Consider the following 14,400-nt stretch of genomic DNA (forward strand, 5'->3'; position numbering starts at 1 on the left):
TAAAACAAGCAAAGAGGAGAAAAAGAAATGAAAAAAGTAATGAAAGTGTGCGTGGCAGGGATTGTATCTATTTCTATGTTAGGAGCTTGTTCTTTTGGGAAGAAAGAGGAACCAAGGAATGCCGCTTTATTAATTGGAGGAGAACAATCATTAAAAGGAATAGTAAATCAACATAAAAGTGAAATTAAGACCAACACTTTGTATAAAGTGAAGCAAGCAGAAATTGATGGTAAACAAGTATTAATGATGGATCAAAAAACAGCGAAAAAAATGGTTGGGTTAGGTGTATTAAGAGAGTCAGATAATGATGATGAAGTATGGAGTTCAGACCCAATTAAGTCAGTACCTTCAGCTCCAAAAGGTAAAGCTGTCTTACTAGCTAGTAAGAAAAATAAAAAAATCAAGGAATTAACAATTAATGAAAAGAAAATAGATGTCCAGTATGCTAGTGATACTTGGTTCGGTCACTATCGTAATCCAAATTACGAGGAATTGATTGTAATTGTTGATAATGCAACTTTCAATCAGATTCCTGTAAATGAAACATCAATGGAAATCCTACATTTCAATAAATCGTATGGAGAAGATAGACCATACAACTCAGATGATGTTAAAGCTGCACAAGCAGAAACTGAATGGAAAAAACTCACTAAAACTATGGAGAGTCAAGTGGATGTATTAGATGCGGTTTCTATTATAAAAAAATAATGAAAATATATTTAATACAGAAAAACCAGGATGATTTTAAGAATTTATCCTGGTCTTTTTTATTACATTTTTTTAAGAAATATCATCTGTCGAAAAAAAGATAAACAATGGAACAAATGAAACTTGTATCATGTCTATATATTGAAACCATATTAAAAGTGAGGGCAGCTTTATGTTTATTCAAATAAGTTTGAGGTGTGGAAATGGAACAGAAGTTTATTGAAAAATGTAATCATGATGAGCTTGACTATGTTATAAAAGACTATTGGCAAGATGTATGGAATTATTCATTTATTATTACGAAAGATCCACACTTATCAGATGACATCACACAAGATGTATTTATTAAGGTTTTTAAACATTGGAATTCGTTTCGAAAGGAGTCATCTATTAAAACGTGGATATTAAAAATTACAAGAAATACGGCAATAAACTATTTGAAATCCTCTTATTTTAAAAGGATATCTTTAGTGGGATTTTTTAGTGACGATAAGCAATCTCCATCGGCAGAACAAGAATTTTTTAATCAAGAGGAAATGAATGATGTGTGGGATGTTGTATTAAAACTACCTAAAAAACACCGCGAAATACTAATATTGGACGCGAAATATGAATTATCTTATGAAGAAATGGCTGAAACATTAGGTGTATCCATTGGAACAGTCAAATCTAGGTTAAGCAGAGCAAGAAGTAAAGTTTCAAAATTAATAGGGGAGGGTAGAAGTGATGAACAGTAAAAAAAATCCTGATTGGTATAGCAAATTAAAAAATGGACCAATGGAGCGTCGTAAAGATGAAGAAGCATTTATTTATAAAATAAAGCAATCGATATACCAAAATAGTGAAATAGACTCTGTACCATACAAGAGACCATTTCGTAAAAAAGCATTGCCTATTGTAGTTGTTTTGGTTTGTACAATGTTATTTTTTATTGTTCAACAACCTTGGCTTGATGATAATAAATCACCGGTACAAAGTAGTACTCAAATTAAGCCTAAAACAAAAGATGAGTCTGCTCAAGATCCATCATTAAAACAATTTATGAATGAGTTATATCGAAGTACAAATTCAAAAAATGAAAATGACCTGTATAGAGCGTTAAATGATGAAGTTCTATTTAAAGGGAAGAGTTATAAGAAGGATGAATTGAAATTTGATGAAGATATTTTTCATGAGTTGCAAATTGCTCTTACAATGGGGGGAGCATTTACAAATGATACAAAGCGAGCATACAAAGTACCAAGTGGATTGACAGAAAGTAACGAACCAAAGCAAGCGCATTATATATATGCAACTGTTACTGGAAATAAAACGAAAATTTTAGCTGAACCAAAGCGAGAATCACAAGTTTTATATGAAGTATCTAATGAAATGGTAAAAGCTTGGATTCCAGAAAAAGTGCAGAATAATGGATATATAAAAGTATCGACAATTAGCGGTAATACTGGATATGTACAAAAAGAGTATGTTTTAACTGATATTAAATATTCTTTCATGTTCGAAAAGGATCATGAAGGTAAATGGAAAATAACGAATATAGATTCTATATGGTAAAGAGGAAGGTTCACTTTAATGAACCTTCCTCTATGTTTTTATTCTCTTATTGAAGAGTATTCCAGTACTCTAAAATTTCTGATGTAACGAGAGCAGCAATGTTTTTTTCTGAATTACTACCAGGAATAACGACAGAAACGGCAATTCGTGGATCTTCGGTAGGAGCATATGCAATGAAAAGAGAATGGTTTATCATTCTTTCTTGCTCATTCGGAGCACCTGTTATGCCTGTTTTACCTGCGACATGGAAGGGTAAGTTTTTAATTTCCTCTATATTTTGACTCATTCCACCTTGCACGACATTCCAAAAGTCCATTGGATAATGATTTGAACTTTCTATAATTGGTTTGAATTTCTTTGTTTCCTTACCATTTTGATCAATAATAGCACTTACGATTTGAGGTTTATATTTATCACCTTTACTTGCTAAAGTTGCTGCATATTGAGCAAGTTGAAGAGGAGTGTGTACTTCATTTCCTCCCCAAGAGGCATTTAATAAGGCGGAGATACCATTTTCAAACTTGTTTGTTGGATGAAATTCATATTGCCCGTCTTCTTCAAAAGGTAAATCAACCCCGGTTTTAGAACGAAGGCCAAATTGCTTTAAATACTCTGTCCATATATGTGCAACTTTTTCTATATTCCCATTATTTTGGTTGAATAAGGGTAGAGCTACTTTGGCTGTCATAAATGTGTTAGATGAATTAATGATAGCCTGCCTCGGTGTAATCTCACCTGTTGGCGTTCCAGGTGCATTCGTAATGTTATTTTGATTATCATACTGAAAAGTACCTTTATCTAAATAAGTATCTTCAGGTTGAAAAAGTTTTTCGTTTAATCCAATTAAAATACTAAGTGGCTTTATAGTAGAGGCCATATTTACATAAGATTCACCATACTTTAATTTTTGAATTGCTTTATTTTGCGAAAGTGATTTGATGTTTTCTTTTTTAGATGATACTTGTTCATATAATGTATTTGGATCAAACACTGCTGAGTTGGCCATAGTTAAAATTGCGCCAGTTTTCACATCGGTTACCACAACGTAACCAGCATTAACATCAGGTACTTTCTTAATTTGAGATCTTAGTGCTTCCTCTGTTTTTTGCTGCAATTTAGAATCTAAAGCTAGCCGGACATCTTTTCCTTTTTGTACTTTTTGAATGTTCCATAAGAACTTTTTATTATTCATTTTAAAAATCAGAGTTTTTCCGGGTTTTCCTTTTAAATCATTTTCATATTGAAACTCAATCCCACTTTTACCAACAGGTCCATACTTAGAATTAAGGTCATTTTCTACATACCCAATTACTTGTGAAGCAATTTCGTTCTTTGGATAATATCGAATGAATTCGTCTTCGATCACTACATTTTTAGGTTTATTCTTGTTTATGAATGAAATTTCATTTTCATTTATATCAGAGTATAAGGATATTTCATTCATAGTCTGCTTATTACAGGATTGTTGTAATTGAGATTTTATGTCCTCTGTAGAAATGTCATGTTGAAACTCGTTTGAAAATTGATTGAAAAAAGCTAATGTGTTTGATGTATCTTTATTCGATAGTTTTTCATCATTAGAAGTGCAATATAGAGACTTAACTTTCTTATTTGTAGCTAGTATTACACCATTTTGATCCAGAATTTTTCCTCTTTCAGCTGAAGAAGTTGCGATAGTAATTGAAATGAAGTTGATTTTTAATAAAATTAGTAAAATCACACTTACAATAGAAAGAACCGCAAAAAATCTCCATCTTTTCGTATGTAACATATAACCCTCCCTTATGTAGCCTATTCCATCTTATAGTTAATTATTTTTTTTGTAAATGTGGAACAACTTTATTACTTAGGTTGTCTATTAAGTATTACAGCATGAAGAAAGGAACAATCAGTATGAAAAAAAGTACATGTTAATAGTAAGTCTATGTGTAAGTTTAATATGAGTCATTATACAGTTTAGCATTTCTAATGCAGGCGACAAAAAAATAGAGAAAAAACAGGAAGGGAGATTTATCAATTACACGGCTAAACCAAAAGGAATGGATGCTTACAAGGATTTAACAAAAAAGATAAGAAACTATTATAACTGAATAGTGGTTTCTAATATATAGGGAACGCTTTTAGTATATTTATTTACTAAGTATTAGTGAGGATTTCCTGAAGGATTATATGGAGGATTTATGAAAGAACAAAAAGTAAAGAAACAGAAGACATATATATCTATTCGATTGAATATAATGTTCCTCTGCATATTTGTACTATTCTCAGCTATTATTATGCAGCTAGGAAAAGTACAAATCGTTGAGGGAGAGGCTTATAAGAACCAAGTGGAAAACAGTCAAAATGAAACAACTAGTATACCAGTTCCACGTGGACAGATTCTAGATCGAGAAGGGAAAACGGTCGTTAATAATAAATCTCTTCGCACAATTACGTATACAAGGGTGAAGGGGATTACGAGTGAAGATATTTTAAAAACAGCAAAAGACTTGGCGAAGGTACTTGAAATGCCTGAGCAAGATATAAATAAATTAACCGATATCGATAAAAAAGATTTCTGGATGCAATTGAATACGAAACGTGCGGAATCAAAGATTACTAAAAACGACATAGGAAAGTTTAAAGAAAAGGGAATAGAGGGAAAAGAACTAGACAAAAAAATTCAAGACTTAAGACGAAGTCGCGTTACAGAAGTAGAATTGGCAGAATTAACAGCACAAGATTTAAAGGTGTTAGCTATTAAAAGTAAAATGAGTTCAGGTTATCAACTGACACCACAAATTATAAAAAAAGATGTGACAGATCAAGAATATGCGCGGATAAGTGAAAAACTTGCGGAGTTTCCAGGAGTAGATACAACAGTTGATTGGGAACGTAATTATGTAAATGGTAATTTATTTCGTTCCGTGTTAGGTAATATTACAAGTAGTGAAGAAGGATTACCGAAAGAAAACTTAGATTCTTATTTGGTACGTGGATATAACCGTAATGATCGTGTAGGAAAAAGTTATATTGAACAACGATATGAAGATGTATTACACGGCACAAAAGAAGAAGTGAAAAACATTACTGATAAATCAGGAAACATTATAAACACAGAAATAATCTCTAAAGGAAAAAGTGGTAGTAGTTTAACATTAACGATTGATATGGAATTACAAAAGAAAGTGGAAGAAAGTATAGAGAAAAATTTGAGAGCTTTTAAGAGTTCAGAGCCATTGTTGGACCGAGCGTTTGTCGTCATGACAAATCCAAATAACGGACAGATTTTATCTATGGCAGGCAAAAAGATTGTAGAAAAAGAAGGGAAAATAGAGATTGAGGATTTGGCATTAGGTAACATGACAACTTCGTATGAGCTAGGATCAGCTGTAAAAGGCGCAACGTTATTAACTGGATATGAGACAGGGGCAATACAGCCAGGAGATCAATTTTATGATGCACCGATGAAATTTAAAGGTACACAAGCCAAGAAATCATGGAATGTATCCGGATTTGGTAATATTAATGATTTACGAGCTTTACAAGTATCTTCGAATGTATACATGTTCCAGACAGCTTTAAAAATTGCGGGAGTTAATTACGTACCGAATGGTTCATTGGATATTAAACAAGAAGCATTTGATAAAATGCGTTATTATTTTAAACAATTTGGTCTAGGTGTCCCAACAGGTATTGATTTACCGAATGAAATAATTGGGCAAACGAGAAAAGTAGATAGTCAACCTGGGTTTTTACTAGATTTTTCTATCGGTCAGTATGATACGTATACGCCATTGCAATTGGCACAATATATTTCAACTATTGCAAATGGTGGATATAGAATGCAACCCCAAATTGTACAAGAAATACGAGAGCAATCAATAAAAGAAGAAGAGGTCGGTAAAGTTATACGCTCTATAGAGCCTGTCGTATTAAATCGAGTTGATATGAAGAAAGAACATATTGATCGGATAAAAGAAGGCTTTAGATGGGTATTCCAAGAAGGTGATGGAACTGGCGTGAAGTATTTCAAAAATGCGCCATATAAACCAGCAGGAAAGACAGGGACAGCTCAAACTGTATATGGTGGAGATGATCCAATTGGTAGAAATGCAAAAGGAGAACGTATGGAATGTTATAACTTAACATTAGTTGGATATGCTCCATATGATAATCCAGAAGTAGCATTTTCTGTAGTAGTCCCATGGCTTCATGATGATAAAAATGGAATTAATTCTATAATTGGAAAGGAAATTTTAGATGTATACTTTGATTTAAAAAAGCAACGTATACATGGTGAAGCTACTAGTATAGATAGTTCGAATCAAAATTAGTAAAATTTGTGCACTTTTCTCAGGGGAAGAGACCCTGTTTATATAAAAGCCTTTATAAGTTAAAGAAAAAGGAAGATTTGAAATAAGAGATAGCGGCTATCATAGTTGCTATCTCTTACTTTTGTTAATATCTTGGCTACTAGTTAAAAAGGTTTTAAATTTATGGAACAAACTTGTTTCTTAGATGGTCTATTATGTGTACGTATAAAAACAGGTTTTCAAATAGGATACAGTGTATTGAATTTACTACTTGTTTTCAGTATTGAAAATTTGAAAGGAATGATGATTTTGAAAAATAAGAGGATGTTAAAAATAGGTTTATGTGTTGGTATATTAGGTTTAAGTCTTACAAGCCTAGAAGCTTTTACAGGAGGGGCATTGCAAGTTGAAGCGAAAGAAAAGACCGGACCAGTTAAACATAAAAATCATGCGACGTATAAAGAATTCTCTCAACTTGAGAAAAAATTTGATGCTCGATTAGGTGTGTATGCTATTGATACTGGCACAAATCGAACAATTGCTTATCGACCTAACGAAAGATTTGCCTTTGCATCAACCTACAAGGCATTAGCGGCAGGAGTATTGCTACAGCAAAACTCAATTGATAAATTAAATGAAGTTATCACTTATACGAAAGACGACTTAGTTGAATATTCACCCATTACAGAGAAACATGTAGATACAGGCATGAAACTTGGGGAAATTGCAGAGGCGGCTGTTCGTTCCAGTGATAATACCGCCGGGAACATTTTATTTAATAAAATAGGCGGACCTAAAGGATATGAAAAAGCACTTAGACAGATGGGTGATCGGGTTACTATGGCTGATCGCTTTGAGCCAGAGTTAAACGAAGCTACTCCAGGAGACATTCGTGACACTAGTACAGCGAAAGCCATTGCTACCAATCTTAAGGCTTTTACGGTCGGAAATGCACTTCCAGCTGATAAACGTAAAATTCTTACAGAGTGGATGAAAGGAAATGCTACAGGAGACAAACTTATTCGTGCAGGCGTACCAACTGATTGGGTAGTTGGAGATAAATCAGGAGCTGGAAGTTATGGGACACGAAATGATATTGCTATCGTTTGGCCACCGAACAGGGCACCTATTATCATTGCGATCTTATCTAGTAAAGATGAGAAAGAAGCTACCTATGATAATAAATTAATTGCAGATGCAGCTGAAGTTATAGTTAAGGCTCTTAAATGATAATTTCTCAATTCTTTATGTAATGTAATTGAACATAGGAACCTAGAAAGCGATTCTTTTTACTGTGAAAAGAATCGCTTTTTTGTATTCCTATAATGAGTAGTAAGTATATAAGCGAAAATTATTATTTCATGGACAATTTATCCCCTAAAGTGCATGAGGGAAATTTTCTCCTGTGGTGTTCGTAGCAATATGATTATTATGTATACGATAATAATATTTTGGAGTAGTTAAGCTAGATACTCCTATATGGATATGTAATTTTACATATCCATATAAAAGACACATATGTGTTAATCACTATTAAATTATATTGAAATCATTTTTAAGTAAGGGATTCATATAGATTTAAGGGAATCAAAGAATTTTTATGTTTAATTATCATAGTATAATTATTTCACTTTATGAAATGAAATTTGTATTTAACTTTTTTAAATATAATATTTTTAAATTCGAATAATAAATATCTGAAAAATTAAATTTAATCAATGTGATTTTCAGGTTTACTTATGAAAAACATAGTGTTTAAAATGAGGGGGAAGTAAGGTCCTTATATTCTATCAAAAATAAATAAAAAACGAGATACGATTACTCTATCGAAAAAATTTCTATCCTCAAGTGTGTGTGATGAAATCCTAACGTTAGGTTGTACAAAATTTACGATTAAAACTGTAAAAAACAATAGTGAAGAGGTGTACGGAATGAAGAATAAAATTATGACAGGATTTTTAATAACATCAATCGTTACTGGAGCGACTATTCCTATCAATACTCTCGCAATGCCAATCGTTCAGGCAGAAACGAAACAAGATAATATAGATATTTCCTCAGCATTACGAAAAATAGGTGCACACTCCAAATTAACACAAACCTTTATAGATGGAGCCTTAGCAAGTCCGAATGTGCAACTTGAAGAAGTTCCATCTTTAAATACAACTCAATTTCTAATTAAACAAGATATGAAAGAGTGGTCATCAGAACTATATCCAAAATTAATTCTACTAAATTCAAAAAGTAAAGGATTTGCAACCAAATTTAATAGCTATTATCCAACATTAAAAGGATTTGCAGATAATAAGGAAGATAAAGAAGGGTTTATAGATAGACTGGAAGTTCTTCAAGATATGACTATAACAAACAAAGAAAACGTGCAACGTCAGATTAATGAGTTAACAGATCTTAAACTACAGGTAGATAAGAAACTGAAAAATCTTGATACAGATGTGGTAAAAGCACAGAGTGTACTTAGTTCAGAGGGAACAGGAAAAATAGACAAGTTAAAAAATGAAATGCTAAATACAAAAAAATCAATTCAAAATGATTTAGAGCAAATAGCATTATTACCAGGAGCTTTAAATGAACAAGGGCTAAAGGTATTCCAAGAGATTTATAGCCTATCAAAAGATATCATTGAACCGGCTGCTCAAACAGCGGTAGTAGCGTATAACAAAGGAAAAGAAATAAATAATACTATTGTAGAAGCAGAGAAGAAAGCAGAGCAGGAAGCAACAGAAAAGGGAAAATCAGCTATAGAAATTGAAGCTGCCAAAAAAGAAGCACGTGAAGCGATAGAGAAAAGTAAAAAAGGTGAAATTGCTGCAGCTGCAGTTACAAAAACGAAAGAGTATGATCTTATGAAAGTGATTGATCCTGAAAAAATTAAAAAAACATATAGTACCTTTGCCGAAATTAATAAACTAACAGCAGAGCAAAGAGTATATTTAAATGATTTAGAGAAACAAAATCAGAAATTATATGACTTAACAACTAAATTAACAGTAGCAGATTTACAAAAATCAATGATTCTTTTCATGCAAAATGATTTGCATACATTTGCTAATCAAGTAGATGGAGAAATTGAGCTAATGAAACGTTATAAAGAGGATTTGAATCTAATAAATAATAGTATTACAAAATTATTGACTGAAGTTGATACTAGTAACACTCAGTCTCAAAAAGATACATTAAGACGACTAAAAAATGTAACAAATCAACTCGAAGAACAAGTTTACAAATTTTAATATTAAGAATTTAGGTTTAATAAAAAGATAATAACTCAATTGAAAATAAGGAGGAGAATCAAATAATGAAATTTCCATTTAAGGTCATAACTTTGGCCACTTTAGCAACGGTTATAACTGCTACGAATGGTAGTACTATTCACGCACTTGCACAAGAACAGACAGCACAAGAACAGAAAATAGAAAATTATGCGTTAGGACCTGAAGGGTTAAAGAAAGTGTTGGCTGAAACAGGCTCTCATATTCTTGTAATGGATTTGTACGCAAAAACAATGATTAAGCAACCGAATGTAAATTTATCCAACATTGATTTAGGTTCAGGAGGGGGAGAATTAATCAAAAACATTCACCTGAATCAGGAACTGTCACGAATCAATGCAAATTACTGGCTAGATACAGCGAAGCCAAACATTCAAAAGACAGCACGTAATATTGTAAATTATGATGAACAATTTCAAAATTATTACGACACACTAGTAGATACTGTAAAAAAGAAAGATAAGGCGGGCCTCAAAGAAGGAATAGGGGATTTAATCGGTACAATTCATACAAATTCAAATGAAGTTACGGAAGTTATTAAGATGTTAGAAGCTTTCAAAACAAAGTTGTATACAAATACTGTAGATTTTAAAAATAATGTTGGAGGTCCAGATGGACAAGGGGGATTAACGGCTATATTAGCGGGAAAACAAGCACTAGTCCCACAACTTCAGGCCGAAATTGAGAATTTACGTTCTACGCAGAAAGCACATTTTGATAATGTATTAGCCTGGTCAATTGGTGGTGGATTAGGAGCAGCTATTTTAGTTATTGGAACGATTGCAGGAGCGGTAGTAATTGTTGTGACCGGTGGCACAGCGACACCAGCTGTTGTTGGTGGTCTAACAGCTCTAGGGGCAGCTGGTATCGGTTTAGGAACAGCAGCTGGTGTTGAGGCATCTAATCATATGAACTCCTATAATGAAATTTCGAATAAAATTGGAGAATTAAGTATGAAAGCTGATTTAGCTAACCAAGCAGTTATTTCACTTATTAATACAAAAGACACTTTAACATATTTGTATCAAACAGTTGATCAAGCAATTATGTCTCTAACAAGTATTCAGCAACAATGGAATACGATGGGAGCGAATTATAAAGATCTATATGATAATATCGACCAAATGCAAGAACATAAACTTTCTTTAATACCTGATGATTTAAAGGCTGCAAAACAAAGTTGGAATGATATTCATAAGGATGCAGAATTCATTTCAAAAGACATTGCTTTTAAACAAGAAAAAACAAATTAAAAATCAATATATATGTATAGGAGGAATTAAAATGAATAAAAACTTTCCTTATAAACTACTTGCTGTATCGACGTTTTTAACTCTGACAACAACTACTGTAGTTTCTCCAGTGGCAGCCTTCGCAAGTGAAAGTAAAATGGAACAAACTAGTACCGAAGATATATCTCTTTCTGTAAACAGCGAAAAGATGAAAAAAGCTTTGCAAGATGCTGGGGTATTTGCAAAATCCATGAATGATTACTCTTATTTGTTAATTAAAAACCCAGATGTTAACTTTGAAGGCATTGACATTAAAGGATATACAAATCTACCTAGTCAAATTCTACAAGATCAAAAGAATGCAAGAGAGCATGCTACGAAATGGGATTCACACATAAAAAAACAACTTTTAGATACACTGACGGGGATTGTAGAGTATGATACTAAATTCGACAATTATTATGAAACATTAGTAGAAGCGATTAATGAAGGGGATGCAGACACATTAAAAGAAGGCATGACAGATTTACAAGGTGAGATTAAACAAAATCAAGCATATACACAGAATTTAATACAAGAACTAGCTAAGTTAAGAGATAGTATTGGAGAAGATGTCCGAGCATTTGCAGGTCATAAAGATATTTTGCATTCGATTCTGAAAAACCAAGCATCTGGAATTGATGAAGATGAAAAGCGCCTAAATGAAGTTTTAGAGCAAGTAAGACATTTTAAACAAGTAGAATCAGATGGAATAATAACTGTATCAATTCCCTCAATTCCTACGTGGATTGCTGGTGGTGTAATGATAGGGGTAGCAAGAAATAATTTAGGTACGTTAGAGCCGTTGTTAGCACAATTACGTCAGACTATAGATTATAAAGTAACATTAAATCGTGTAGTTGGTGTTGCGTATAATAATATTAATGAAATGCACAATGCGATTGGATCGGCTATTAATGCACTTACCTATATGTCTGCACAATGGCATGATTTAGATTCTCAATATTCGGGAGTGCTTAGTCATATTGATAAAGCATCCCAAAAAGCGGATCAAAATAAATTCAAATTCCTAAAACCTAATTTGAATGCAGCGAAAGATAGTTGGAAAACATTGAGAGTGGATGCGTTTACATTAAAAGAAGGGATAAAAACATTAAAAATGGATCCTGTTTCTTCAAAAAAATAGCGGAATACAGTATTTGTTGCAAGGGCATTTATACAGTTATAAAATGATTTTTTGTTCTTTATAAATTGAAAAGACGGAGGTATCATCAGGCCTCTGTCTTTTATTTTATTGAAATATTTTTATAATTCCATCCTATATGTAGAAAGTAGTTATACAAGCTTGAATTTTCAAGGTGAATGATTTTTATGAATTTTTCCATAAAACCTAATCTATGATTAGTGAGCTTTATATTCTTATTTTCCTAATTGAATACTTTTATACAATTAGATGGAAGTTAAGAATACTAAATCAAAACATAATAGGTTGTTATTGATGAGTTTATCGTAAAGTTGTTATTTTATGTGTCATCAAATAACATTTATAAACAATTAGAAATAAAGAAAAGGAGACTATTATGAGAAAAAATAGAGTATTAGATACAACATAAATAGCGTAAAAAATTTTTGGTGTAAAAACGTAATAAATAAAATAATAATCCTTAAATGTACTAAGGGAAAATGAGGGAGATAATATGGGGAATAACTCAAAATATAAAACTAGAAAAATACTTGCAGCTACCGCTACAGTAACTATGCTTACGACTGGAATGGTTTCTTCATCAGATGTCTTTGCAGAGGAAACAAAGCAGCAAAAAAAAATATCGACATCACTGCAAGAGGAAAAGTCAGTTAAATCAGAAAACAGAATATATACAGTCCCAGGAAAAGGGGATGTTGAGGTACTGAAACAACAGGAAAGAAAAAGTATGGCATTTAGTCCATATGAACCCACTGGTTTATATGCAAAGCCAAATGAACAAATAACGATTAATGTAGAAGGAAATCAAAATATTCAAGCATACATTGGAACGTATTCGTATGATGCTTCTTGGAGAGAAGATTCTAAAATAAAATCATTTACATTAAAACCTGGTATAAACACAATCCAATCTCCAAATGGGGGGATGATTTATTTTTATAATAAACAACAAGGTGGTACCATTCGAACAACAGTCACAACAGGTGGAACGACTACTCCTTTTTTTGAACTAGGAAAGCATACGAAACAAGATTTAATAAACATGCTGGACCAATATCCCAATGCACATGCAGTGGAGTTAAAAGGAGAACGTGTATTAATTACGGCCAGCCCTGCACGTGTTAAGAAATATTTGTTAGGTTCTAATACAGATCCTGTACAACTCTTAAAAAAGATGGATGAAGCTACTCGAATTCAAGACAAAGTAGCTGGTTTATCCGAGGAACAAGTAGATAAACATTATATTCATTACGTAGAAGAAAATCATTCTCCCGATTATTATATGTATGCAACTTCTTATCGAACCGCATATGTAGGAGATGCAATCCAATACGTGTTAGATATTAATAAATTTATAAAAGATGGCTGGGGTCCTTGGCATGAGGCAGGGCATTTGAGACAGCAATCACCTTGGAAGTTTTATAATATGACAGAAGTACAAAATAATATTTACAGCCTTTCTGTAGAAAAAGCATTTACATCTAATCAATCTTTTAGATTGCAACAGGAGGGCGCTTATACTAAGGCATTTCAATACTTAGAACAACCTAATAAAAATTATGACGAAGTTAGTGATGTTTTTGTTAAGCTTGTTATGCTTTGGCAACTACAGTTAGCATATGGAGAGGACTTCTATCCTAAATTGCATCAATTGTATAGAGACATGTCTTCAAGTGAACTTCCACAAACTGATGAAAATAAAAAACAATTATTTATGATTTCGGCATCAAAAGTAGCCAAACAAAATTTGATACCTTTCTTTGAGAAGTGGGGATTACGTCCAAATAACGATACCATTCAAAAAGTGGCTGTATTAGGGTATCCAACTTTAACAGCAGAGATTTGGAAGGGTACGGATTCTAATCCAATTAAACCAGATGTGCCTAATGAAAATAATATTTTAGAAGGAAGCCAATTTGCATGGTCACTAAAAGGGATTAGTGATTTCGAATTTGCTAAAATCAATTTCAATAAGGCGACAGAAGAAATGCAAATTGACTTAAAAGCAGGCGTACCACATCATTATTTTAATGAAACATATGCGAGTATTAAAGTACAAAATGCATCAGGGAAAGTAGTATACAAGAAAGACATTTATGGAAACAAACAACAAAATG

10 protein-coding genes and 1 pseudogene are annotated in these 14,400 nt (G+C 32.5%); 9 read left to right on the top strand and 2 right to left on the bottom strand.

Annotation, left to right across the window (positions count from 1 at the left end; translation table 11 throughout):
• Window positions 1-27 precede the first annotated feature (27 nt).
• The 3 genes from MR066_RS24425 to MR066_RS24435 all read left to right on the top strand — a co-directional run bounded on the left by MR066_RS24425 (window position 28) and on the right by MR066_RS24435 (window position 2,262).
• Entirely contained in the window at window positions 28-708 is a 681-nt protein-coding gene (locus MR066_RS24425) for a lipoprotein BA_5634 family protein (protein WP_219302288.1), read from the top strand.
• Window positions 709-911: 203 nt separating this feature from the next.
• Window positions 912-1,445 (top strand): RNA polymerase sigma factor, encoded by a 534-nt coding sequence (locus MR066_RS24430; RefSeq protein ID WP_002127457.1) that lies wholly within the window; start codon window positions 912-914, stop codon window positions 1,443-1,445.
• On the top strand, window positions 1,435-2,262 hold the full coding sequence (locus tag MR066_RS24435) for an SH3 domain-containing protein (protein WP_219302289.1): 828 nt from the start codon (window positions 1,435-1,437) through the stop codon (window positions 2,260-2,262). The genes MR066_RS24430 and MR066_RS24435 overlap by 11 nt, the downstream gene beginning before the upstream one ends.
• A gap of 46 nt (window positions 2,263-2,308) precedes the next feature.
• Here MR066_RS24435 and MR066_RS24440 read toward each other — a convergent pair whose 3' ends face one another.
• Window positions 2,309-4,033 carry a peptidoglycan D,D-transpeptidase FtsI family protein gene (locus MR066_RS24440; RefSeq protein ID WP_242248783.1) on the bottom strand — a complete coding sequence of 575 codons (1,725 nt, stop codon included), beginning with the start codon at window positions 4,031-4,033 and terminating at the stop codon, window positions 2,309-2,311.
• A gap of 409 nt (window positions 4,034-4,442) precedes the next feature.
• Here MR066_RS24440 and MR066_RS24445 point away from each other — a divergent pair, with 409 nt between their 5' ends.
• Together MR066_RS24445 and bla are read left to right on the top strand one after the other, a co-directional pair.
• Window positions 4,443-6,578 (top strand): peptidoglycan D,D-transpeptidase FtsI family protein, encoded by a 2,136-nt coding sequence (locus MR066_RS24445; protein ID WP_242248786.1) that lies wholly within the window; start codon window positions 4,443-4,445, stop codon window positions 6,576-6,578.
• Window positions 6,579-6,860: 282 nt separating this feature from the next.
• On the top strand, window positions 6,861-7,787 hold the full coding sequence (bla, locus tag MR066_RS24450) for a class A beta-lactamase Bla1 (RefSeq protein ID WP_396022288.1): 927 nt from the start codon (window positions 6,861-6,863) through the stop codon (window positions 7,785-7,787).
• 7 nt (window positions 7,788-7,794) lie between these two features.
• Here bla and MR066_RS27445 read toward each other — a convergent pair.
• A pseudogene (locus MR066_RS27445) lies at window positions 7,795-7,881 on the bottom strand (undecaprenyl-diphosphatase); the annotation flags it as partial.
• 607 nt (window positions 7,882-8,488) lie between these two features.
• Between MR066_RS27445 and hblC the strand changes: the two are divergent.
• The 4 genes from hblC to MR066_RS24470 all read left to right on the top strand — a co-directional run.
• Window positions 8,489-9,808, top strand: a complete 1,320-nt coding sequence (gene hblC / locus MR066_RS24455) for a hemolysin BL lytic component L2 (RefSeq protein WP_242248789.1) — start codon at window positions 8,489-8,491, stop codon at window positions 9,806-9,808.
• A 62-nt stretch (window positions 9,809-9,870) separates the two neighbouring features.
• On the top strand, window positions 9,871-11,100 hold the full coding sequence (hblD, locus tag MR066_RS24460) for a hemolysin BL lytic component L1 (RefSeq protein ID WP_242248804.1): 1,230 nt from the start codon (window positions 9,871-9,873) through the stop codon (window positions 11,098-11,100).
• Window positions 11,101-11,131: 31 nt separating this feature from the next.
• Complete coding sequence (hblA, locus tag MR066_RS24465; protein ID WP_242248792.1) at window positions 11,132-12,265, top strand: hemolysin BL binding component B; 1,134 nt, start codon at window positions 11,132-11,134, stop codon at window positions 12,263-12,265.
• Between the two features lie 511 nt (window positions 12,266-12,776).
• The coding region (locus tag MR066_RS24470) for a M60 family metallopeptidase (RefSeq protein WP_242248794.1) at window positions 12,777-14,400 on the top strand (1,624 nt) is incomplete at its 3' end.

Origin of the sequence: Bacillus cereus group sp. BfR-BA-01523 (genome assembly GCF_022662615.1) — a bacterium.
In the GTDB taxonomy this organism is placed as follows: domain Bacteria; phylum Bacillota; class Bacilli; order Bacillales; family Bacillaceae_G; genus Bacillus_A; species Bacillus_A mycoides.